The organism is Pandoraea anhela, from assembly GCF_902459655.1.
Classification (GTDB): domain Bacteria; phylum Pseudomonadota; class Gammaproteobacteria; order Burkholderiales; family Burkholderiaceae; genus Pandoraea; species Pandoraea anhela.
The window spans coordinates 16,346-37,496 of the sequence record NZ_CABPSB010000030.1 but is presented as its reverse complement, the minus strand read 5'-3'; the positions used below and the strand labels follow the sequence as shown (position 1 = coordinate 37,496).

The 21,151-nt window shown below is 64.2% G+C and carries 20 protein-coding genes and 1 pseudogene; 11 read left to right on the top strand and 10 right to left on the bottom strand.

Translation table 11 applies throughout. The features are described 5' to 3' along the window. The first annotated feature begins 4 nt into the window (after positions 1-4). From PAN31108_RS24840 to PAN31108_RS24795, 10 genes are all read left to right on the top strand, one after another. Positions 5-694 carry a DUF2848 domain-containing protein gene (locus PAN31108_RS24840; protein ID WP_150671427.1) on the top strand — a complete coding sequence of 230 codons (690 nt, stop codon included), beginning with the start codon at positions 5-7 and terminating at the stop codon, positions 692-694. 4 nt (positions 695-698) lie between these two features. Further along, positions 699-1,478 (top strand): ABC transporter ATP-binding protein, encoded by a 780-nt coding sequence (locus PAN31108_RS24835; protein WP_150671426.1) that lies wholly within the window; start codon positions 699-701, stop codon positions 1,476-1,478. Next, entirely contained in the window at positions 1,475-2,212 is a 738-nt protein-coding gene (locus tag PAN31108_RS24830; protein ID WP_246184137.1) for an ABC transporter ATP-binding protein, read from the top strand. Before PAN31108_RS24835 ends, PAN31108_RS24830 begins: the two co-directional genes overlap by 4 nt. Positions 2,213-2,227: 15 nt before the next feature. Further along, on the top strand, positions 2,228-3,118 hold the full coding sequence (locus PAN31108_RS24825) for a branched-chain amino acid ABC transporter permease (protein ID WP_150671425.1): 891 nt from the start codon (positions 2,228-2,230) through the stop codon (positions 3,116-3,118). 7 nt (positions 3,119-3,125) lie between these two features. Continuing rightward, on the top strand, positions 3,126-4,106 hold the full coding sequence (locus PAN31108_RS24820) for a branched-chain amino acid ABC transporter permease (RefSeq protein ID WP_246184136.1): 981 nt from the start codon (positions 3,126-3,128) through the stop codon (positions 4,104-4,106). A 39-nt stretch (positions 4,107-4,145) separates the two neighbouring features. Then, positions 4,146-4,337, top strand: coding sequence for a hypothetical protein (locus PAN31108_RS24815; RefSeq protein WP_150671423.1), 192 nt, complete (start codon positions 4,146-4,148; stop codon positions 4,335-4,337). 82 nt (positions 4,338-4,419) lie between these two features. Continuing rightward, the gene (locus PAN31108_RS24810) at positions 4,420-4,827 is read left to right on the top strand and encodes a nuclear transport factor 2 family protein (RefSeq protein ID WP_150671422.1); all 408 of its coding nucleotides are present in this window, start codon (positions 4,420-4,422) and stop codon (positions 4,825-4,827) included. Between the two features lie 309 nt (positions 4,828-5,136). Continuing rightward, on the top strand, positions 5,137-6,150 hold the full coding sequence (locus PAN31108_RS24805; RefSeq protein WP_150671421.1) for an ABC transporter substrate-binding protein: 1,014 nt from the start codon (positions 5,137-5,139) through the stop codon (positions 6,148-6,150). Position 6,151: 1 nt separating this feature from the next. After that, the gene (locus PAN31108_RS24800) at positions 6,152-7,030 is read left to right on the top strand and encodes an ABC transporter ATP-binding protein (protein WP_150671420.1); all 879 of its coding nucleotides are present in this window, start codon (positions 6,152-6,154) and stop codon (positions 7,028-7,030) included. 27 nt (positions 7,031-7,057) lie between these two features. Further along, the gene (locus PAN31108_RS24795; RefSeq protein WP_370819728.1) at positions 7,058-7,963 is read left to right on the top strand and encodes an ABC transporter permease; all 906 of its coding nucleotides are present in this window, start codon (positions 7,058-7,060) and stop codon (positions 7,961-7,963) included. Between the two features lie 229 nt (positions 7,964-8,192). On the opposite strand, the gene ssuD is transcribed toward PAN31108_RS24795, so the two are convergent. From ssuD to PAN31108_RS24745, 10 genes and pseudogenes are all read right to left on the bottom strand, one after another. After that, the gene (gene ssuD, locus PAN31108_RS24790) at positions 8,193-9,323 is read right to left on the bottom strand and encodes an FMNH2-dependent alkanesulfonate monooxygenase (protein WP_150671419.1); all 1,131 of its coding nucleotides are present in this window, start codon (positions 9,321-9,323) and stop codon (positions 8,193-8,195) included. After that, positions 9,320-10,498: a sigma-54 interaction domain-containing protein gene (locus PAN31108_RS24785; protein WP_150671418.1), complete on the bottom strand. Its 1,179-nt coding sequence runs from the start codon at positions 10,496-10,498 to the stop codon at positions 9,320-9,322. Before PAN31108_RS24785 ends, ssuD begins: the two co-directional genes overlap by 4 nt. Before the next feature lie 10 nt (positions 10,499-10,508). Continuing rightward, a pseudogene (locus PAN31108_RS24780) lies at positions 10,509-11,712 on the bottom strand (acyl-CoA dehydrogenase family protein). Between the two features lie 39 nt (positions 11,713-11,751). Next, positions 11,752-13,128: an LLM class flavin-dependent oxidoreductase gene (locus PAN31108_RS24775; RefSeq protein WP_150671417.1), complete on the bottom strand. Its 1,377-nt coding sequence runs from the start codon at positions 13,126-13,128 to the stop codon at positions 11,752-11,754. A 16-nt stretch (positions 13,129-13,144) separates the two neighbouring features. After that, positions 13,145-14,494 (bottom strand): SfnB family sulfur acquisition oxidoreductase, encoded by a 1,350-nt coding sequence (locus PAN31108_RS24770; protein ID WP_150671416.1) that lies wholly within the window; start codon positions 14,492-14,494, stop codon positions 13,145-13,147. Positions 14,495-14,532: 38 nt separating this feature from the next. After that, on the bottom strand, positions 14,533-15,792 hold the full coding sequence (locus PAN31108_RS24765) for an SfnB family sulfur acquisition oxidoreductase (RefSeq protein ID WP_246184135.1): 1,260 nt from the start codon (positions 15,790-15,792) through the stop codon (positions 14,533-14,535). A 120-nt stretch (positions 15,793-15,912) separates the two neighbouring features. Continuing rightward, positions 15,913-16,575 (bottom strand): methionine ABC transporter permease, encoded by a 663-nt coding sequence (locus tag PAN31108_RS24760; protein WP_150671414.1) that lies wholly within the window; start codon positions 16,573-16,575, stop codon positions 15,913-15,915. Beyond that, the gene (locus PAN31108_RS24755) at positions 16,547-17,764 is read right to left on the bottom strand and encodes a methionine ABC transporter ATP-binding protein (protein ID WP_150671413.1); all 1,218 of its coding nucleotides are present in this window, start codon (positions 17,762-17,764) and stop codon (positions 16,547-16,549) included. The genes PAN31108_RS24760 and PAN31108_RS24755 overlap by 29 nt, the downstream gene beginning before the upstream one ends. Positions 17,765-17,792: 28 nt before the next feature. After that, positions 17,793-18,608: a MetQ/NlpA family ABC transporter substrate-binding protein gene (locus PAN31108_RS24750; RefSeq protein ID WP_150671412.1), complete on the bottom strand. Its 816-nt coding sequence runs from the start codon at positions 18,606-18,608 to the stop codon at positions 17,793-17,795. Positions 18,609-18,659: 51 nt separating this feature from the next. Next, positions 18,660-19,490 (bottom strand): MetQ/NlpA family ABC transporter substrate-binding protein, encoded by an 831-nt coding sequence (locus PAN31108_RS24745; RefSeq protein WP_150671411.1) that lies wholly within the window; start codon positions 19,488-19,490, stop codon positions 18,660-18,662. Positions 19,491-20,007: 517 nt separating this feature from the next. On the opposite strand from PAN31108_RS24745, the gene PAN31108_RS24740 reads away from it, so the two are divergent. Next, entirely contained in the window at positions 20,008-21,099 is a 1,092-nt protein-coding gene (locus PAN31108_RS24740) for a mechanosensitive ion channel family protein (protein ID WP_246184134.1), read from the top strand. The last annotated feature ends 52 nt before the right edge of the window (positions 21,100-21,151 follow it).

Sequence of the window (21,151 nt, the reverse complement as noted above, 5' to 3'; positions counted from 1 at the left end):
CAAGATGAATCTCATGCATTTTGTGTTGCAAACAGCGCAGGGCCTGGTCGATCGCGACATCGCGATCAAGCAGTTAGTGATCGCCGGTTGGACCGGGCGCGACACCGAGGCGATGGAGCGTCACATCCGGGAACTCGAAGCGTTGGGCGTGAAACGCCCGGCGTCCACGCCCATGTTCTACCGCGTATCGAGCGATCGGCTGACGACGCAGGTGCAGATCGAGGCCAGTGGACATGCGAGCAGCGGCGAGGTCGAATTGCTGTTGGTGCGCTGCGGCGGACAAACGTATGTCGGGGTGGCGTCGGATCACACCGACCGCGAAGTCGAGGCCTACGACGTGACCGTCTCGAAGCAGATGTGCGAGAAGCCGTGTGCAACGGTGCTCTGGCCGCTGGCCGAAGTGCAGGCGCACTGGGAGGCACTCATACTGCGCAGCTACGCCAACATCGGCGGTGAGCAGGTGCTGTATCAGCAGGGGCGTGTCACGACCATGCTCTCGCCGCAGGATCTGATCGACCGCTTCGTCGCGGCCGGGGGACGGTTCGACGACGGCACGGCCATGCTGTGCGGCACGCTCGCTGCCATCGGCGGAATTCGCTTTGCCGAGCGGTTCGACTTCGAACTGGAAGATCCGGTGCTCTCGCGCCGCCTGCAACATGGCTACGGCATCACGCCGTTGCCGATGATGGGGTGAGGGCATGCATCACGACGACATCATCCTGGAGACGCACCGGCTCACCAAGTCATTTCGGGGTTTCACGGCTGTGAGCGGCGTAGACCTGAAGGTACGGCGCGGCGCGATTCACGCGCTCATCGGACCGAACGGCGCTGGCAAGACCACGTGCTTCAATCTGCTGACCAAGTTCCTCACGCCGACGTCCGGGCAGATTGTCTACCGAGGGGAGGACATCACACGGCTTGCGCCGGCGGAGGTGGCGCGGCGCGGCATGATCCGCTCGTTCCAGATATCCGCCGTGTTCGGGCGGTTGTCCGTGATCGAAAACGTGCGGGTAGCGCTGCAACGCGCGACCGGACAGTCGTACCACTTCTGGCGCAGCACGCGTGGGCTCGGCGATCTGGACACACGGGCAATGGCGCTGCTGGACGAAGTTGGCATCGCGGCGTATGCCAATGAACTGACGGTCTCACTGCCGTACGGGCGCAAGCGAGCGCTGGAAATCGCCACGACGCTCGCCATGGAACCCGATGTCATGCTGCTCGACGAGCCAACGCAAGGCATGGGGCACGAAGACGTTGCCCGTGTGGCCGCGCTGATCCGGCAGGTCGCCGTGGGGCGCACGGTGCTCATGGTCGAGCACAACATGACGGTGGTGTCCGGCATCGCCGACACCATTACGGTGCTGCAACGCGGCGAGATTCTGGCCGAGGGCGACTACGCGACGGTCACGGCCGATGCCCGTGTGCGCGAAGCCTACATGGGGTCGGCCGCTGTCGCGCTCGAAGGGGCGCACGCATGAAGATGCTCGAACCCTCTCTCATTTCTGCGAGCGTTCCGGCGTTGGCCGTCAGCGGCCTTCAGGCGTGGTACGGCGAATCGCACATCCTGCACGGCGTGGAACTGGTGGCCGGGCAGGGCGAAGTCGTCAGTCTGCTCGGTCGCAACGGGGCCGGGCGCAGTACCACGCTGCGCGCCATTCTCGGCCTGACGGATGCGCGTACCGGCTCGGTAAGCGTATTCGGGCAGGAGACCATCGGCCTGCCCACGCGCAAGATCGCTCGTTGCGGCGTGGGCTTCTGTCCGGAGGAGCGTGGCATCTTCTCGAGCCTGTCGTGCGAGGAAAACCTGTTGTTACCGCCGGTGCTGAGCGCGGGCGACGGGATGTCGCTCGATGAGATCTACACGATGTTTCCAAACCTGGCGGAACGTCGTCACAGTCCGGGCACGCGCCTGTCGGGCGGTGAACAGCAGATGCTCGCGATTGCGCGGATCCTGCGCACGGGCGTGCGTCTGCTGTTGCTCGACGAGATTTCTGAAGGGCTGGCGCCCGTCATCGTCCATACGCTCGCCCGGATGATCGAGACGCTCAAGTCGCGCGGCTACACGATCTTGCTCGTCGAGCAGAACTTCCACTTCGCCGCGCCGCTCGCCGAGCGCTTCTATGTGATGGAACACGGACGCGTCGCCATGCAGTTCGACGCCGCCCAGTTGCCGTCGCATACGCAGACCTTGCAAAGACTGCTCAACGTGTAATCAGGGGCTTCTACCGTGAATCCATTCGATATTCCTTTGCCGGCGCTGCTCAGCCAACTAATGCTCGGGCTGGTCAACGGCTGTTTCTATGCGGTGCTCAGCCTCGGGCTCTCGGTCATTTTCGGCTTGCTCAACGTCATCAACTTTGCGCATGGAGCACTGTTCATGATCGGGGCGCTGGTGGCCTGGATGGGGAAGCAGTATCTCGGTCTTAACTACTGGGCGATGCTGGTCCTCGCACCGCTTGCGGCCGCGCTGTTGGGGGCGGCGATCGAGCGCGGGCTGCTCTCGCGCATCTACAAACTCGATCACATCTACAGTTTGTTGCTCACGCTGGGGCTCACTCTCGTCATCGAGGGGTTGGGGCGGTCGGCATACGGGGTCTCGGGCATGTCCTTCGAAGGGCCCGCGTTGCTCGACGGTGCGACCCGTCTGCCGTTCATGGTGCTGCCGAACTATCGTGCGTGGGTGGTGTTTGCCTCGCTGGCGGCGTGTGTGCTCACGTGGTTCGCGATCGAGCGCACACGGATTGGGGCCTTGCTGCGTGCCGGCACCGAGAACGCCCGCCTGGTCGAGACGTTCGGTGTGAACATGCCGCTCATGATTACGCTGACCTATGCGTTTGGCGCGGCATTGGCGGCGTTCGCCGGCGTGCTGGCGGCGCCCATCATGCAGGTCTCGCCGATCATGGGGCAGCCGATGATCGTGACGGTCTTCGCCATTGTGGTGATCGGCGGAATGGGCTCGATCGCGGGGTCGGTCATCACCGGGCTGGTGCTCGCCGTGCTCGAAGGTCTGACCAGGCTCTGGTATCCGGAGGCTTCGGCGACGGTCGTGTTCGTGGTCATGGCGCTCGTACTGCTCGTGCGCCCGCATGGTCTGTTCGGTGGTTATGCACACAAGTGAGTCTTCGATGATGCGTCGATACCCTTTCGATCTCGTTCTGTTGTTGGTGCTGCTCGCGCTGCCTGCGCTCGGCGTGTATCCGGTTTTCGCCATGAAGGTGTTGTGTTTCGCGCTCTTCGCCTGCTCGCTCAATCTCGTGCTCGGTTATACGGGATTGCTGTCGTTCGGCCACGCAGCGTTCTTCGGGGGCGCGGCGTACTTCGCCGGTTATGCGATGCGCGATTTTGCGTGGTCGCCGCTCATCGGTTTGCTCATTGGCGTGGCAACGGGTGCCGTCTTCGGTTGGCTCTTCGGATTGTTTGCCATTCGTCGGCAAGGGATCTATTTCGCGATGATCACGCTGGCGTTTGCGCAGATGTTCTACTTCTTTTGCCTACAGGCGCCTTTCACCGGCGGTGAGGATGGCCTGCAAGGCGTGCCACGCCGTACGCTCATGGGCGTCTCGCTCGATCGCGATCTCACGCTCTATTACGTAGTGCTCGCGGTGGTGGCAGCGGCGTTCGTGCTGATCACGCGTGTGATTTCCTCGCCGTTCGGTCGCGTGCTGGCGGCGATCAAGGAGAACGAGCCGCGCGCTATCTCGCTGGGTTACGAGGCAGATCGCTTCAAGTTGCTCGCGTTTGTTCTCTCGGCGGCGATTGCCGGGCTCGCCGGGGCGCTCAAGACGTTGGTGCTGGGGTTCGCCACGCTCTCCGACGTTCACTGGTTGCTCTCGGGCTCGGTCATCCTGATGACGCTTGTCGGCGGCCTGGGCACGCGCTTCGGGCCGGTCGTGGGCGCGTTGCTCATCGTCTCGCTGGAGACGAAGCTCGGCGATTTCGGCAACTGGCTCTCGCAGGCGACCGGATGGCAGCCGTTTTCAGGCCTCGGCTCGATGATCAGCGTGTTGACCGGCGTGATCTTCGTGCTGTGCGTGCTGATGTTCCGACGCGGTATCGTCGGCGAGTGGCTGGCGTGGCGTATGCGTTGGGCGACCCGACAGCGCTGACAGGAAAGCGAGGAGGGCATGCCCTCCTCGAAGACGTCGATGGCGGTCGAACCGGATGTCGCTGTGGAGTACTTACCAGAAGGTGCGTACTGGATAATTCTTTACCATCGTCGCACAATCGTCGTGCTGACTACGGAAGACGTAGCAGCGCATTTTTATTGGCAAAGCGGGCATGAGTCTCCCGCTTTTTCGGACATCGCCGCCAAGGAAAACAGGCAAGCGGATTGGTGACGATGCGTTGCGATGATTTCCGTGCGCGGCGGCTGCGCGTGTTGAGTTTGCCGGTGGCGTCGCCACTGGAAGGATATGAGTGATGAGTGAACAAAAGAATCTTGAAATTGCCCATGCATTTCTTACCAAATTTGGGCAAGGCGACGCGGGCGCGGTTGCTGCGCTATTTGCCGAGGATGCGCAATGGGAAATCGCAGGCGACGTGGGCGCCTTGCCGTGGCTCGGCAAGAAGCAGGGCCGCGGCGCGGTCATCGACTTCATACACGACTCCGCTCGCCTGCTTGAACGACTGAAACTGGAGGTACATGACATTCTTGCCAGCGACCGCCGGGCGATCATCCTCGGGGAGTTGGCGTCGAAATACCAACCGAACCGGCAGGTCATTGAAACGGCATTTGCCGTAGTTCTCGAAATCTCGGGAGAAAAAATTACGCACTACCGGATGTTCGAGGACAGCTTCGCAGTCTCTCAAGCGGTGCGTGCCGGCTGAGCGACGGCATTGACATTGACGTCACGTACCATCCCGCGCGAGGCCGGCAAGGCGTCGATCTCGCGCATTAGCGGATTCCCATGCGTCAGATCGGATCGTTTCGCCCCGGCGCCGTCTGCTGCCCGTCGACTACGATAGCCGTTTCGGCGGTGCCGCATCGCGCGGTCGCCGCAGCGAACGCCCGGCATGCCTCTCGGCGCACTCCCTTATACCCCCATGCCTGCATAACCTTGTGCGATTTGCTTCGTCGACCTTCGTCGAGGGCGTCGCTAATTTCGATGCTTTGCCCTCTACAGCTCAAGGTTCGCCATGCGCTTCGCTCGTATTTCGCTGGTTCGTTTGCTGCTCGTCAGTCTCTCGTTCGCGATGGCGGTGCCCGCCGCGCGCGCGGAGGGGCGGATTCGGATCGCCGAGCAGTTCGGCATCGTGTACCTGTTGCTCAACGTCGTACGCGACCAGCAGTTAATCGAGCAGGAGGGGCGCAAGCTGGGTGTCGACGTGAAAGTCGATTGGGCGCGACTGTCTGGCGGGGCAGCGATCAACGATGCCCTCCTGTCCGGCGCCATCGATATCGCCGGTGCAGGTGTCGGCCCGCTGATCACCGTGTGGGATCGCACGTACGGGCGTCAGAACGTGCGTGGGGTGGCGTCGCTGGGCAGCCTGCCGTATTACCTCGTGAGCAATAATCCGAAGATCCGTACGATCGCCGATTTCACGGACAAGGATCGTATTGCGCTGCCGGCGGTGGGCGTGTCGGTGCAGTCTCGCGTGCTGCAATACGCGGCGGCCAGGCAATGGGGCGACGGCGCATTCGATCGTCTGGACAAATGGACCCAGACGATGGCGCATCCCGACGCGGCCGCCGCGATCATCGCAGGCGGCACCGAGATCACGGGGCACTTCGGCACGCCGCCGTTCCAGGAACAGGAACTCGCCGCGAACCCCAACGCGCACATCGTGCTCGACTCCTACGACGTGCTGGGCGGTCCGAGCTCCGCCACGGTGCTCTACACGACCGAAAAATTCCGCAACGAAAATCCGAAGACGTATCGCGCCTTCGTGCTGGCGCTCGCGCGCGCAGCCGACTTCGTCAAACGTCAGCCCGAAGCGGCCGCCGATACGTACCTTCGGGTCAATCAATCGAAGACCGACAAGAAACTGCTGGTGAGCATCATCACCGACCCGAAGGTCAACTTCTCGATTGCCCCTCAGAACACGTTGGGCCTCGCCCAGTTCATGCAACGCGTGGGCGCCGTTCGCCACAAGGCGAATTCGTGGAAGGACTATTTCTTCGACGATCCGGCGCTAGGGCAGGGGAGTTGAGATGGCGACGTCGAGCGCTCAGACGCTGGCTCGCCCGGATGTCGCGCCAGCCGTCCGGACACATACCCCATCCTCCGGGCCCGCCGCCTCCCCGAAGGATGAGGCGTTTGCCGGCTCGCGTGTGCTCGAAGTGCGCGGCCTGGGCATCGAGTTTCGGCATCGCGGCCGTCACGTTCCCGTGTTGAACGACATATCGTTCGACGTCTACAACGCAGACCGCTTCGTGCTTCTCGGCCCCTCGGGCTGTGGCAAATCCACGCTGCTCAAAGCGATCGGCGGCTTCGTCGAACCGGCGCACGGCGAGATATCGCTCGACGCACAGCCAGTGAACGGCCCGGGCATCGACCGGATGTTCGTGTTTCAGGAGTTCGATCAACTCGCGCCTTGGAAAACGGTGCTGCAAAACGTCATGTTTCCGTTGCGCCTCGCGCGGGGTATGTCGCGTCGCGACGCGCGAGAGCGTGCGCGCGAGACCCTGGAGAAAGTCGGACTCGCCCGATTCGCCGATGCCTACCCGCACACCCTGTCGGGCGGTATGAAGCAGCGGGTGGCCATCGCCCGAGCGCTTGCCGTGCGCCCGCGCGTGCTGCTCATGGACGAGCCGTTCGCCGCGCTCGACGCGCTCACGCGCCTGCGCATGCAGGAAGAGTTGTTGCGTCTGTGGGACGACACGCACGTCATGCTGCTGTTCGTCACGCACTCGATCGAAGAAGCGCTCATCGTCGGCAGCCGCATCGTGTTGCTCGACGGTCAGCCCGGGCGAATGCGCGCCGAGCTGGACGCCGGCGACTTCGAACCGGGCGACGTCGCATCCCCCGAATTCCGACATGCCACCGCACGCATTCATGACTTGCTCTTCGGCGAGCATGAAACGACGTGAGATCGACGAAAAACAGAGGAAGACCCCGTGAATCGAACGCCGTCGGATATCGTCCGCCTCAGACCGCCCCGGCGGCCGGAGCGCATTTTCCCGCCCGCGCCGCGCAAGAACGTCGAAAAGCCGCAGGTGTCGCCGCCCGTCGACGCGAGAACATGGTGGCGGGCCACGCCGACCTTCTGGCGCAAGCTGGCCATCGGCATCGGCCTCATCCTGTTATGGGAGCTGGCCGCCCGCTGGGTCGACAACGATTTGTTGCTGCCCAGCGCCACGGCGAGTGCGCATGCGTGGTGGAGCAGCTTGCGCAACGGCGAGCTCGTCGCCCGCACGGCCACGTCGCTCTGGGTGCTCCTGCGCGGCTATGCGCTCGGCGTGCTGTGCGCCTTCGCGCTGACGTCGCTCGCCATGACGACCGCCGTCGGGCGCGATCTGCTGTCGCTGCTCACGGGCATGTTCAACCCGTTGCCGTCGATTGCGCTGTTGCCGCTGGCGCTGCTCTGGTTCGGTCTGGGCACGGGGAGCCTGCTGTTCGTGCTCGTGCATGCGGTGCTGTGGCCGCTGGCGCTGAGCGTCTCTTCGGGATTCGAATCCGTGTCGCCCACGCTACGGATGATCGGACGCAACTACGGTCTCTCGGGATTGCGTCAGGTCATGTGGATTCTCACGCCGGCGGCGCTGCCTTCGGTACTGTCGGGGTTGCGGGTGGGATGGGCCTTTGCGTGGCGCACGTTGATCGCCGCGGAACTCGTGTTCGGTGCGAACACCGGTTCGGGCGGACTTGGCTGGTACATCTACCAGAACCGCAACGAGCTTTACACGGACAAGGTCTTCGCCGGGCTGCTGACGGTCATTCTCATCGGTCTGATCGTCGAGCATCTCGTCTTCGATACCCTGGCCCGCGTGACCGTGCGTCGCTGGGGAATGCAGAGCGTCTAGGCGGTGGTAGTCGGCTTGTGCGCGGCTTGTGAGCACCCGCACCCGTCGCTGCGTGGTGCGCGGCGTGCCGGACTGGGCCATAACGGGTCATACAGCGTTGTATGGCGTTAAATGGCGTCTTATCGGGATCGGGCTCGTATGCCCGACGTGAATCGCGACGGCGAGCCCGTTGCCTCCCCAGCCCCGGAAAACGCGCCGGGGAGGGCATACGTTCACGGCAATCGCCGGCTCACGACGCGCGACTGGCCCGCACGTCGAACGCGCCGCCGGTCAGCGCACGGTCGCGCAGCGTGACTGGCGCTTTGCCCGGCAGCAGCGGGAACACCAGTTCGGCGAAGCGGATCGCTTCTTCGAGGTGCGGGTAGCCCGACAGGACAAAGGTGTCGACGCCAATGTCGACGTATTCCTTCAGACGCGCGGCGACCTCGTCGGCATTGCCGACCAGCGCGGTGCCGGCGCCGCCGCGCACGAGTCCCACCCCCGCCCACAGGTTGGGGCCGACGACGAGTTTGTCGCGACGCCCCCCATGCAGCGACGCCATGCGCGCCTGTCCCACCGAATCCATGCCCGCGTAGTTGCGCTGCGCGGCGGCAATGTCGTCGTCGGTCAGATGGCTGATGAGGCGGTCGGCATCCGCCCACGCTTCTTCGCTCGTTTCGCGCACGATGACATGCAGTCTCACGCCGAAGCGCAGTGTCCTGCCATGTCGCTCGGCGCGCGCGCGAACGTCGGCGATCTTGGTGGCGACGGCCGCCGGAGGTTCACCCCAGCTCAGGTACGCATCCACATGTCTGGCGGCGAGTTCGTGCGCAGCCGGTGACGAGCCGCCGAAGTAGAGGGGCGGATGCGGCAACGTCGCCGGTTCGAAGAAATTCTGCGCCCCGGCCACTTTCAGATGCTGGCCTTCGAAGTCGACTTTTTCGCCTTGCAGCAGGCGTCGCCAGATGCTCAGGAACTCGTCGCCCGCCGTGTAGCGCTCGTCGTGCGAATAGAACACGCCGTCCGCCGCCAGTTCGGTCGCATCGCCCCCGGGCACGACGTTGAGCAGCAGGCGTCCGGCGCCGAGCGCCTGATCGAGTGTGGCGGCCTGGCGCGCCGATGCCGTGGGGTTGCCCAGCGATGTGCGCAACGCCACCAGCAGCTTGATGCGTTGCGTGACGGGGATCAGGCTCGCTGCCGTCACCCACGGGTCGAGGCAGGAACTGCCGGTGGGAATGAGCAGGCCGTCGAATCCCAACTGCTCGGCGGTTTGCGCAATTTGACGCATGTAGGCGTTGGTGGCGGGGCGTCCGAAGTCGGACTTGCCAAGATAACGCGTGTCGCCCGAGGTGGGCAGGAACCAGAAGATGTCGGGAGTCATTGCAGTTTCCGAGGATCGATGTCGATAGCGGTGTCGGTGTGCGGCGCCTCGCCCGCGGCTTTGCGCGGCGGGCCGATTTCGCCGAGGCGGATGAGCCGGGCACGCACCACGTTGCGGCTGATGCCCAGCACACGAGATGTCTCGCTTTGGCTGTAATTGCTGAAGCGGAAGACTTCGCGCACCAGCGCGTCTTCCACGAGTTGATGCAGATTCGCGCCGCGTGATTCGCACAGCCTGGCGATGACGCGATGCAATGCGGCCACCTCTTCGTCCTGAACGGGGCGGAAATGCGTTTCGGCGCTCGATACCGCAGTCGGGCCGGGCAACGCCGCCGGCACGGGGGGCGAGGCCGGCAGGCGCAGACTCGTCGCGTCGATCTCGCTTTGTTCGCAGAGCAGCAGCGTGCGATGGATGACGTTCTCCAACTCGCGTACATTGCCGTGCCACGGGGCCTGTACCAGCATTTGCTCGGCATCGGGCGTGAGCGCGAGCTTGCGATAACCCAGTCGTCTGCTGTAGGTGTCGATGAAGTAGCGCGCGAGCGGCACGATGTCGCCGGGGCGCTCCCGCAGCGTCAGCACGTTCAGGGTGATGACGTTCAGGCGGTAAAAGAGATCCTTGCGAAAGCGTCTTTCGCTGACGAGTTGTTCGAGATCGGCGGTGGCGGCGGCCAGCACGCGCACGTCGACGGGCAGCGGATGCCGGCCGCCCAGACGGTTCACCTCGCGATCCTGCAACACACGCAGCAACTTGTTTTGCACGGGCAGGGGCAGATCGTTGATCTCGTCGAGAAAGATCGTGCCGCCGTTGGCTTGCTCGAACCAGCCGGGTTGCGAACCGAAGGCGCCGGCGAATGCGCCGTTTTCATAGCCGAACAGTTCGGCGTCCACGAGCGCCTCGGCGAACGCGCCGCAACTGACCTTCACGAACGGCCCGCTGCGACGCAGGCTGCGACGATGGATGTGGCGCGCGATCAATTCCTTGCCGGTTCCCGTCTCGCCGGTGATGAGAATGCTCGCGTCGCTGGGGGCTACCTGTTCGACCTCCGAGAGCAGTTCGCGCGACCGGGGATCGACGAAGATCCAGTCGGCGGCGCAGTCCGGGGATTCGTCGTTACCGGCGTCAGGGCGTAGCGAGCGCTCGCAGGGCTGAGGCCAGACGGGTAGGGTCGCCATGCGCGTCATCTCACGAGTAGAAGGATGGCGCCGGCGCCTGAGCGTTGAGCACCCAGTTGCCGATGTCCTGAAGCTTGTAATCCACAGGGTCGTGCAGCGTCTGCACGCGCAGATTTCGCCAGTAGCGATCGAGTCGCAGCGCGCCGTGCGTGGCACGTGCGCCGGTCGTCTCGAACAGACGGCTTGCGACATCGAGGCCGTGGCGCGACGCCGCCACCTTCGCCGTGGCGACCGCGAGGGCGACGCGACCCCGTCCGTCGGCATCGAGCGACTCGCCCTGCCGCCATGCGTCGTCGAACAACGCCGCAGCGTGCCGCGCGAGCAACCGCACGCTCTCCAGCCCGACGTGGAACTCGCCATAGTGGGCGAGGATGTAGGGGTCGTCTCCCGCGCGAGCGACCCCCGAGCGGAACCACGGCCGTGCTTCGTGCAACGTGTAATGCCTCGCTTCGGCAAGCGCGCCTTCGGCCAGTCCCAAAAACATATGGACGAACACCAGTTGTGCGAGCAGGGGGCGAAGCGATGCGCGCGGCGTGGTCAGCGGCCCCGGATCGAGCAACATCTCCGAGGCTTCGACACGCACGCGCTCGAAGCGCGCACTCCCGCTGTCGGTCTGACGCTGGCCAGCAGTTCCAGTCGCTGTTGATCGTGATGCCGGCACGCGCCGTCGGAATCGCGGCGATCAGCAACTTGCCGCTGATCTCGTCTTTGCCCGACGCAATCAGCATTTCGGAGTCGAGCGCGCCGGAGCAGAAGCTCTTCTTGCCGGAGAATTCGAACCAGGCGTCGGCATCGTGCATGCGACGCACCACGGTGCGCTCGTCCAGCGGGTTGAGGGCGTTGCCCCAGAACCATTGTTTGCGCGCGGTTTGCTCCACCCACGGCGCCCATTGTGCGGGCTGCGAAAACAGTTGAACGGTCGCGAGCAACAGATGGTGGAAGCCATAGACATGCGCGACCGAACTATCGGCCTGCGCCAGAATCCGCACCGTCTCCAGGGTCTCGCCCCAAGGAGCGCCCTGACCGCCGTAATCCGTCGGAATGGACAGCGAGAGCAGGCCGCTGTGGCGCAAGGCGTCCCGTTCGGCCTTGGGGGTGCCCCCGGCGGCGTCGCGGGCGACGGCGGTCTCGGCAAAGCGCGTCGCAAGGGTCTGCGCGCGTTGCAGCGCGTCGTCAAGGGTGGGCAAGGAAATCGCGGGGGAAGGAATGGACATCGATCTCATGAGTCAGGAGTCACGGCTTCGGCAGACGCATCAGGCGCACTGCGCAACGTGACGGAAGGCCGCGCCCGCGTGATGGGCGGGCAGGCGGTCGCCACGGCCGAACAGCCGCTGGCGGAACGTGTCGGTGTCGTATTGCGTGCGGTAGCGTCCGCGGCTTTGCAGTTCGGGCACGACGAGATCGGTGAAGTCCTCCCACGTTTCGGGCACGACGATGCGCGTGAGATTGAAGCCGTCGATCTCTCCCACATCGATCCAGCGTTCCAATTCATCCGCGACCTGCGTCGCGTCGCCCACCACGGTGTGATACCGGCTGCCCAGCGCGAACTGTTCCAGCAGCTTGCGCCGTGTGGTCCAGCCTTGTTGCTGCGCGGCTTGGGTGGCCGACTGGATGGCGTTGGCGTTACCGAACTGGATCGGTTCGTCCAGCGCGAATCTGGCGAAGTCGACGCCGGTACTGGCCGCAAAGTGCGCCAGACCGCTCTCGGCACTGGCGTGCGCCAGATACTCGGCGTATTTGTCGCGCGCCTCGGCCTGCGTGCGTCCGGGCACGACCGCGATGCCTGCGTAGATCTTGATGTCGTCCGGTCGGCGGCCGGCCTCAACGGCCGCCTGGCGCAGTTTGCGCGACGCTGCCCGCGCGGCCTCCGGCGAGTTCGCCCCGATGAAAACGCCTTCGGCATGACGCCCGGCGAAGCGCAGTCCGCGTGAGGACGAACCGGCCTGGAACAGAACCGGCGTGCGTTGCGGCGACGGTGAACTCATGTGGATGGCGTGAGCGCGATAGAACGGTCCGTCGTGTGTCACGGGGCGGACTTTGCCGGGCAGCGTGTGAATGCGTTGCGCCTTGTCGGCAACGACGGCATCGTCGTCCCAACTCCCCTCCCACAGCTTGTAGCTCAGTTCGAGAAAGTCTTCGGCGCGATCGTAGCGGCTATCGTGCTCGGCCAGTCCGCTCTGGCCCAGCCCGCGTGCGCCGCTGTCCACATAGCCGGTGACGATGTTCCAGCCGATGCGGCCGTGGGTGAGTTGATCGAGTGTCGTGACGTCGCGCGCGAACGTGTACGGGTGGTGCGCGCCCACCATGGCGGTAAGCCCGAAGCCGAGGTGTTTCGTGGCGGCCGCCATGGCCGAGACGACCAGCCACGGATTGTTGACCGGTAACTGGATGCCTTCGCGCAGGGTCAGATCCACACCGCCCTGATAGACGTCGTAATAGCCCACGACGTCGGCAATGAAGAGACCGTCGAACAGCCCGCGCTCAAGTACCTGAGCGATGTGTGTCCAGTACTCGAGGGAGTGATATTGCGTGGATTGGTCGCGCGGGTGCGTCCATAGGCCATGGTGAATGTGCCCGACGCAATTCATGTTGAATGCGTTGACGTGAATGTGCCGCTTAGCTTGTGTCATGACGAGAGTCCTGGCCTCAGATCGCCCCGTGGCGGGGCGGGCGCACGCCGTTGAGAACATAGTTGCCCACTGCGTGATACTTCCAGCGCACCGGGTCGTGCAGCGTATGGGTGCGCGCGTTGCGCCAGAAGCGGTCGAGCCCGAGCGACGCCGATGTCGCGCTCGTGCCACTGAGTTCGAGCAGTTTGGTGCTGGCGAGCAAACTGGCGCTGGTGCTCAGCGCCTTGGCCTGCGCCACCGCAATCGACGCGGCCGCCACGCTGTCGTCGTCCGGCGCCCGTTGCGCCGTGTCGACGGCATGCGCGGCGCGCGCGATGAGGGCGTCGGCGGCGCGCAGGCGCAGGTGAACGTTACCGATCTGTTCGAGCAGCAGCGGATCGTCGGCGGCCCGTTGCCCGCCTGCGTCGATCCATGGCCTGGCATGCTCCCGGATGAACGGCAGCGCGGCCTGCAACGCGCCATGGCCGATACCGGCGTCGAGCGCGGCGTGGATGATCTGGGCGAACGGACCGATGGTGGTCGCCCGCTCGAACGATGCGGTAAACGGCACGACCCATTCCGGCTCGATGCGCACACGCTCGAACTGGACCGACCCGCTGCCGGTTACGCGCTGGCCGAAGCCGTCCCAGTCGTCGGTAATCGTCACGCCCGGCGCGGCGCGAGGGATGAACACGAGATAGCCCCGCTCGCCGGTGTCTTCCTGAGCGACGGCGAGGGTGGGAATCCAGTGTGCATAGACCGCTCCGGTGCAATAGAACTTCGCCCCATTCACGAACCAGCCGCCCGGCTCGCGCAGCAGTTGCGTGCGACGCTTGAAGTCGCGCTGTCCGACCTCGGCCAGCGCATTGCCCAGACGCTCGCCGCGCAATACGCGGTCGTAGAAAAATGTTTTTTGTTCGTGCGTGCCGCCAACGCGCAGCACTTCGAGCGAGTAGTAATGGTTTTGCGGGATGTGACCGAAACTGCCATCGGCAGCAGCGATGACGCTTACCGCTTTCGTCAGCGTACCGGTGCTGACGCCCGCGCCGCCGTAAGCCTTCGGTACGGTAATGCCCCACAGTCCGCTTTGACTGAACTGCTCCACCTCGCGCCACGCGAGCCGGCGCTCCTGATCGCGTTTGCGGGCGTCGCCGGCGATGTCGGTGGCGAACGCGTTTGCGACTTCTAGCGCGTGGGCATCGTCCCGAATCACGTCTGCGTTTCGTTGCGGGGCAGGCGCGGGCGCAGGCCGATCCGTTCGGATCGACGCTCGCAACGGATCTTCGGGGGCGGTAGGGGCATTGGGGGCATTGGGGGCGTCCGCGTTGGCGGCATGGCTGGCTTGAGCGGCCGCTGGGAGGCGCGCCAGTGTCGAGGCGTATGTCATGTCGGGATGTCTTGCGAAGGCCGGGCAATCCGTGCCCATCAGTTCCATTGGTGTCGCTTCGGGAGCGCGCCGTTGAGGACGTAATTGCCGAGCAGGTGGTATTTCCAGCGCACCGGGTCGTGCAGCGTATGAACCCGGGCATTGCGCCAGTGGCGGTCGAGGTTGTACCTGGCGCGGCTCGACGCCGAGCCGGCGAGCGCAAACAGGTGCTCGCCCGCGTTCAGCGCCGCTTCGGTTGTCAGGATCTTGGCTTCTGCCACGGCGACCGACGCGCTCGCGCAAATCGACTCGTCGATGGGGCCGAGCGCGAGCGTGTCCAGATATTGCGCCGCTTCGAGCAGCACGGCATGTGCGGCGTCGACCTCGATCTGCAATTGGCCGATCTCGTGGATGATGTAGGGGTCATCGCTTGCCTGACGCACGCCGGCATCGATCCAGGGGCGGCTCTTGTCGCGTACGAAGTCGAGCGCATCGCGCAGCGCGCCTTGGGCGATGCCCGCGTCGATAGACGCCTGAATCAACTGCGAGACCGGGCCAGAAAGCGTGGGGATTTGTCCAAATCGCCAGACGGGCACCACGTCCCGATCTTCGACGGCGACGTTCTCGAAGATCACGCCACCGCTGGCCGTCGTTCGCTGGCCGAAGGCGTCCCAATCGTCGAAGACGGTGACGCCGGGCGCGTCGCGCCGCGCCCACACCTGCACGGGGCGACCCTCCTCGTCGACCGCGCGAAACGGTATCCAATGCGCGAAGGCGGAGCCTGTCGAGTAATAGCGGGTGCCGCTCACGCGCAGGGTGCCGTTGGCGTCGCGCGTGAGTTGCGCGGTCGGCGAGTCGAGTCGTGCCGCCTTCGACTTGCGTTCGGGGCCGGCGTTGCCGATCCGCTGGCCGCCGAGGACATCGGCGAACCAGCGCTGCCGTTGCGCCTCATCGCCCATGTCGGAGAGGTTTTGCAGCACCGCGAAGTGGTTCTGCGGAATCTGACCCAGCGACGGGTCGGCCGCGCAGATCGTGACGAACAGTTGGGCCAGCGTCACGTACGATGCGCCGAGCCCGCCGTATTGCCGGGGAATGGTGATGGCCCACAGGCCGCTCGCGGTGTATTGCTCGATCTCGTCCCACGGCAGGCGACGCTCGCTGTCGCGCTCGGCGGCGCTCGCGCGGAAGGTGTCGGCGAGGGTTTGAGCAATCGTCAGTGCTTCGGCTTCGCTGGTAATGCGATGGGGTGGGCTGGGGGGTAGCGGCAGGCGGTTGAGCGTGCGTGGGGGCGCGGCCGGGCCCGTGTGATCGGCCGACACGGCGGGATTCGGAGCGCTATGAGGGCTATGAGAGCTATGGGCGCTTCGGGAGATCGTAGCGTCTGGATGAGTCATTAGGCGTTTCCTCGATGCGGGACGGGGCGTGGGGGCGCGCGCTATTCAGCGGCTGCGAAGCCAGTGCACGTAGCGATCGCCCGCGGTTTGCACGAGCGTGACGAGCAGGATCAGCACGGCGATCACGATCAACATGACCTGGGTGTCGAATCGCTGGTAGCCGTAGCGGATAGCCAGATCGCCCAGCCCGCCTGCCCCCACCGCCCCGGCCATGGCCGATGCGCTGATGAGCGCAACGAGCGTGATGGTGAAGCCCCCGATGACGCCCGGCAGGGCCTCGGGCAGATACACATGGCGCACGATGTCCCATTTCTCGCAACCCATTGCCTGGGCGGCTTCGATCAGTCCGGGATCGACCTCGCGCAAGCTGACCTCGACGATGCGGGCGAAGAAGGGCGTCGCGCTCACGGCGAGCGGAACGATGGCCGCCCATACGCCGATGGTGGTGCCGGCGATAAGGCGCGTGAAGGGGATCAGCGCGACGAGTAGCACGATGAAGGGCGTTGCGCGAAACCCGTTGATCACGCCACCGACCACGCGGTTCACGCGCGGCCATGCGAGGAAACCGCCCGGTGCGGTGACGATCAGTAGTACGGCCAGCGGAACGCCTGCGGCAAAGGCGATGGCGCCCGACACGCCGACCATCATCAGCGTGTCGATCAGCGCGCTCCAGTAGCGGTCAATGGAGATGGACAGCGTCAGCGACATATCCGAGTCCCTCGATGTCATGCGCGATGGCGTTCGGCCCGCGCGTCAGTGTTTGCCAATCCGGCGGGGTGCGCTCGCCGGGGGCGTCCGGGCGATGTGGCGGGGGGGCGAGCGAGATCAGCAACTGCCCCTGCGAGTGACCCTGAATGCGGTCCACGCCGCCGTGCAGTAACCGGACACTCCCGCCCAACGCTTGCGCAATACGGGGGAAGTCGGGCTCCAGTCCGTCCGCGCCGCGATACGTCAGTTGAAGGATCTGCACGCAGGGACCGGCGGGCCGATCGGGCTGCATCGCCTGACGCAGATCGTCGGGCAAGTCATGTCGAAGCGGCGCGAGCAGCGCGCGCGTGGCGTCGTGCCGGGGCGCGCCGAATACGCGCCACACGTCGCCGAGTTCGGCGATGCGTCCTTGCTCGAGCACGAGCACCTGATCGGCGATCTCGCGAATCACGCTCATCTCGTGGGTGATGAGTACGATGGTGATGCCCAACTGACGATTGATGTCGCGCAGCAGGCGCAGGGTGGCGTGCGTCGTCTCGGGGTCGAGCGCGGACGTCGCTTCGTCACACAGCAGGATCTCGGGGCCGGTCGCGAGGGCACGGGCGATGCCGACGCGCTGCTTCTGTCCGCCCGAGAGGCGACCGGGATACGTACCGGCTTTGTCCGACAGACCGACGAGCGCGAGCAATTCGCCCACGCGGGCGTCGATCTGCGCTTTCGGCACGCCCGCGACTTGCAGCGGCAACGCCACGTTGTCGAAGACCGTCTTGGCCGAGAGCAGGTTGAAGTGCTGAAAGATCATGCCGATGCGACGGCGAAGCTGTACGAGCTGTGCGTCGTTCAGCGTAGCGATGTCGACACCGTCGACGAGCACCTGTCCGCCGCTCGGGCGCTCCAGCCGGTTGATGGTGCGCAGCAGACTGGATTTGCCCGCGCCGCTGCGTCCGATGATGCCGAAAACGCTGCCTGGCCGGATGTCGAGATCGATGGCGTCGAGCGCGGTCACGAGCCCGGCAGACGACACGTATGTTTTCGTCACGTCGCGAAACGCCACGGCGCCTTTGAGGCTCGCGTCGTTACGCGCAGCGGGCGTCGCTGCCGGAGACGGGGCACGGCCGGCCGTCGCGAGAACGACCGGCGTCTCGGCGTGCTCTGCCAGCGTTTGTCTTGCGGTCGCTGTCACGCTCATGAGCGGGCTCCTTTCGCGACGAAGCGCGTCATTGTTTGACCCACGACAGCGAGTACAGTCGTTTGTCGTTGTTGAAAGCCTGATTCACAGTCGCTTTCACTGCGTCCGAGTTCTGGTAGATGCGGATGAACTTCTTGACCACGGGGTCCTGGACACGATCGGCCTTGACGACGAACTGAATCGAGAATTGCGCGTCTTCGATGCCGGAATAGGCCAGTCCGCTCGACGGATCGAACGCCTTCGCGGCGACGATAAAGTGCGGATAGCCCTGCGCGATGTCCACGTCGCCCGTGATACGTACGAGTTGCGGCCCTTCGACTTCGACGAAGCGCAGCTTTTTCGGGTTGTCGACGATGTCGTTGAGCGTGCCGAGGAAGCCCACACCGCTCTTGAGCTTGATGAGGCCGACCTTTTGCAGCAGGAGCAGCCCCCGGCCTTGATTGACCGGATCGTTGGCGATGCCGACCGTGCCGCGCTCCGGCACCTCGGCGATGGTCTTGTGCTTGAGCGAATACAGACCGACGTTGGCAAGAATGCCCGTGCCCGCGCTGGCGAGTTTGAAGCCGTTCTTTTGAATCGCGTTATTCAGGAAAGGCTGGTGCTGAAAGTAATTGATGTCCAGATCGCCCGAATTCACGGCGATGTTCGGCGTCGTCCAGTCGGTGAATTCGACGACATCCACATCGATGCCCTGACGTTTGGCCTCTTTGGCCGCCACGGCGATGGAGTCCCCATAGGCGCCGGGGACGACACCGATGCGCAACTTGTCGGCAGCGCTGGCGTTGAGCATGAGGAGTGCGGCCAACGGGGCAAGCGCCGTGCGCAGGACGAAGGAAAGCTTCATGTAAGACTCCGGAAACAGGTAGCGTGTGGAAGGAGAGGAGGGGGATAGCGCTCACTTTTTGAGCCAGGGCAGGCTGTAGAGTCGCTGGTCGCCGACGTATGAGGCGTCGATCTTGGCCCTTACGGCCGGAGATTCCTGATAGATCCTGATGAACTGTTGAATGCGCGGATCGTTGACGTTGTCGGCGCGCGAGACGAACACGAGGGCGTACTGCACATCGTCGGTGGTCGAGTAAAGCAAGCCATGCGTGGCGATATCGGGCCGCCCGGCGGTGACGAAGCGCGCGGGGTAGCCCTGCGCCAGGTCGACATCGTCGAGCGCGCGAACGAGCTGCGGTCCTTCGATTTCCTTGATGTTCAGATTCTTCGGATTGCCGGTAATATCGGCGAGTGTCGCTTTGCTGCCGACGCCCGGCCGGAGTGTGACGAGGCCCGCGCGGGCCAGCAGTTGCAGGCCGCGACCCTGATTGACCGGGTCGTTGGCGAGCGCGACGCTCGCACCGTTTTTCAGGGCCGAGAGTTGTTTGACGCGTGTGGAAAACAGGCCGATGTTCGGTAGCACGCCCACACCGGCTTTTGCGAATTTGTAGCCCCGCTCGCGGATTTCGTTTTCGAGGAAGGCCGAATGCTGGAAGTAATTGAGATCGAGATCGCCGGCGGAGAGGGCCACGTTGGGCGTGGTCCAGTCCGTCATTTCGACGATACGCACGTCGATGCCCTGCTTCCTGGCTTCCTGTGCAGCGACCTCCAGCGTGTCGCCGAGCATACCCGGGTTGGTGCCGATTCTCAGCGGTTGTGCGTGAGCCGAAACCACGGGCGACAACGCAAACGACAGTGCCGACAAGAGGGAAAGCGAAAGGCTTCGCAATGATTGCTTCGTCATGGTCCGATCAGAAGGTGGTCCCCATCTACGGCATAAGGACATCTCCCTGGAATCTGGATCGCCTGTGCCCCGAGAGCGTATTAAAACCTTGTGGCCGCGCGACGACTACGAAGCAAAAATGGTTTGCATATGCACATCCCGGATGTGGTGTAAGTGATTATTTCTGAATGATGTTTTTGAGTTTTGTGATGGCGGTGGCGAGCAGGGCCGCGTTGACGCCACGCGATGGTGTGCGGTGAGGGGCGCAAAAAATGAACAATCTGTTGGCCGGTTGCGTCGATTCCAGCAGCCCCCGTGCCGATCGGCACCACATGGCACCACACGGCAGCGCGCGCCTTCGCCGACGCTCCGGTTCGCGCGAGGGCGATCGGTCGCTGTCATTTCTTCCACCGTTTGAAAGATCTGCACGCCTGCGGCATCGCCCGGGTGCCTCCCCGACCGGCCGGACGACGGATCGACCGGTCGGCACATATCTTGCGTCCTGACGAGTTTTGACCTTTACGCAAGGAGGCCACGCTTGCAAATCGGCGCGCTTACTTCATTACAGGCTTTCGAGGGGATTTCACCTGCGGACGGGTTGTTCGCCGTCATCGCCATGGTGTTGAGTTACGGCGTAATGAGCGGTGTGCTTCGTCTCGCGTTGGTACGTTTCGGAGCGCTGTCCAGGCGTTTGCAATCGCAGGCGGCGGGGATGTTTGCGGAGGTGCTGGGGGCGACGCGTCACTTCGTTCTCCTGCTCGCTGCGTTGCTCATCGGGCTGAAGATGCTCGATCTCGGCGATAAGTGGGACACCGCTATCGTTCGCGGCTGGACGGTGCTTTTCTGCCTGCAACTGGCGCTTTGGGTCAATCGCGCCGTGGGCGTGTGGTCGGCGCGTCGCATGCAGCATCGCGCCACGGTGCCGGACAATCCCGTCATCGTCACCATGACGGCGTGGACGGTGCGGGTCCTCGCATGGGCGGTGTTGTTGCTCGCCATGCTCGCGAATTTCGGCGTAAACATCACCGCCTTCGTCGCCAGCCTCGGTATCGGGGGTGTCGCCGTCGCCCTCGCCGTGCAGAACGTGCTGAGCGATTTGTTCGCGTCGTTGGCCATCGGCCTGGATAAGCCGTTCGAAGTCGGCGACTTTATCGTCTTCGGCGATGTTTCCGGCACGATCGAGCGCATCGGACTCAAGACCACGCGCATTCGCAGTCTGAGTGGCGAGGAAATCGTCTGCGGCAATACCGAACTGCTCAAGAACACGCTGCATAACTACAAACGCATGTCGGAGCGTCGCATCGTATTTACCTTTAGCGTGACGTACCACACCGTGCCGGACAAAATCGCGAAGATACCTGCGATGGTCAGGCAAGTGGTGCAGGCGAGCGGCAAGACGCGCTTCGATCGTGCGCACTTCAAGCAGTTCGGTGCGAGTTCGCTCGACTTCGAAGTCGTCTATTTTGTGCTCAGTCCCGATTACAACCTTTATATGGATTTGCAGCAGGACATTAACCTTGCGCTCATGCGCGCGTTCCTGAAGGAAGACATCCGCTTCGCAATTCCGGCCAGCGTTCAGTATTTCGCGCAGGCGCCGAACCCGCCCGAGGTTGCGTCCACCACACACTAATGTCTCCGAAAGCCGCATGCCTGCTGGCATCGACATTCCGGCGTGGTAGGAT

What these genes read in the sequence shown, in the direction of transcription:
- PAN31108_RS24840 (WP_150671427.1), top strand. Translation starts at nt 5, where the DNA reads ATGAATCTCATGCATTTTGTGTTGCAAACAGCGCAGGGCCTGGTCGAT.
- PAN31108_RS24835 (WP_150671426.1), top strand. Translation starts at nt 699, where the DNA reads ATGCATCACGACGACATCATCCTGGAGACGCACCGGCTCACCAAGTCA.
- PAN31108_RS24830 (WP_246184137.1), top strand. Translation starts at nt 1,475, where the DNA reads ATGAAGATGCTCGAACCCTCTCTCATTTCTGCGAGCGTTCCGGCGTTG.
- PAN31108_RS24820 (WP_246184136.1), top strand. Translation starts at nt 3,126, where the DNA reads ATGATGCGTCGATACCCTTTCGATCTCGTTCTGTTGTTGGTGCTGCTC.
- PAN31108_RS24815 (WP_150671423.1), top strand. Translation starts at nt 4,146, where the DNA reads ATGGCGGTCGAACCGGATGTCGCTGTGGAGTACTTACCAGAAGGTGCG.
- PAN31108_RS24810 (WP_150671422.1), top strand. Translation starts at nt 4,420, where the DNA reads ATGAGTGAACAAAAGAATCTTGAAATTGCCCATGCATTTCTTACCAAA.
- PAN31108_RS24805 (WP_150671421.1), top strand. Translation starts at nt 5,137, where the DNA reads ATGCGCTTCGCTCGTATTTCGCTGGTTCGTTTGCTGCTCGTCAGTCTC.
- PAN31108_RS24800 (WP_150671420.1), top strand. Translation starts at nt 6,152, where the DNA reads ATGGCGACGTCGAGCGCTCAGACGCTGGCTCGCCCGGATGTCGCGCCA.
- ssuD (WP_150671419.1), bottom strand. Translation starts at nt 9,323, where the DNA reads ATGACTCCCGACATCTTCTGGTTCCTGCCCACCTCGGGCGACACGCGT.
- PAN31108_RS24785 (WP_150671418.1), bottom strand. Translation starts at nt 10,498, where the DNA reads ATGGCGACCCTACCCGTCTGGCCTCAGCCCTGCGAGCGCTCGCTACGC.
- PAN31108_RS24775 (WP_150671417.1), bottom strand. Translation starts at nt 13,128, where the DNA reads ATGACACAAGCTAAGCGGCACATTCACGTCAACGCATTCAACATGAAT.
- PAN31108_RS24770 (WP_150671416.1), bottom strand. Translation starts at nt 14,494, where the DNA reads ATGACATACGCCTCGACACTGGCGCGCCTCCCAGCGGCCGCTCAAGCC.
- PAN31108_RS24760 (WP_150671414.1), bottom strand. Translation starts at nt 16,575, where the DNA reads ATGTCGCTGACGCTGTCCATCTCCATTGACCGCTACTGGAGCGCGCTG.
- PAN31108_RS24755 (WP_150671413.1), bottom strand. Translation starts at nt 17,764, where the DNA reads ATGAGCGTGACAGCGACCGCAAGACAAACGCTGGCAGAGCACGCCGAG.
- PAN31108_RS24750 (WP_150671412.1), bottom strand. Translation starts at nt 18,608, where the DNA reads ATGAAGCTTTCCTTCGTCCTGCGCACGGCGCTTGCCCCGTTGGCCGCA.
- PAN31108_RS24745 (WP_150671411.1), bottom strand. Translation starts at nt 19,490, where the DNA reads ATGACGAAGCAATCATTGCGAAGCCTTTCGCTTTCCCTCTTGTCGGCA.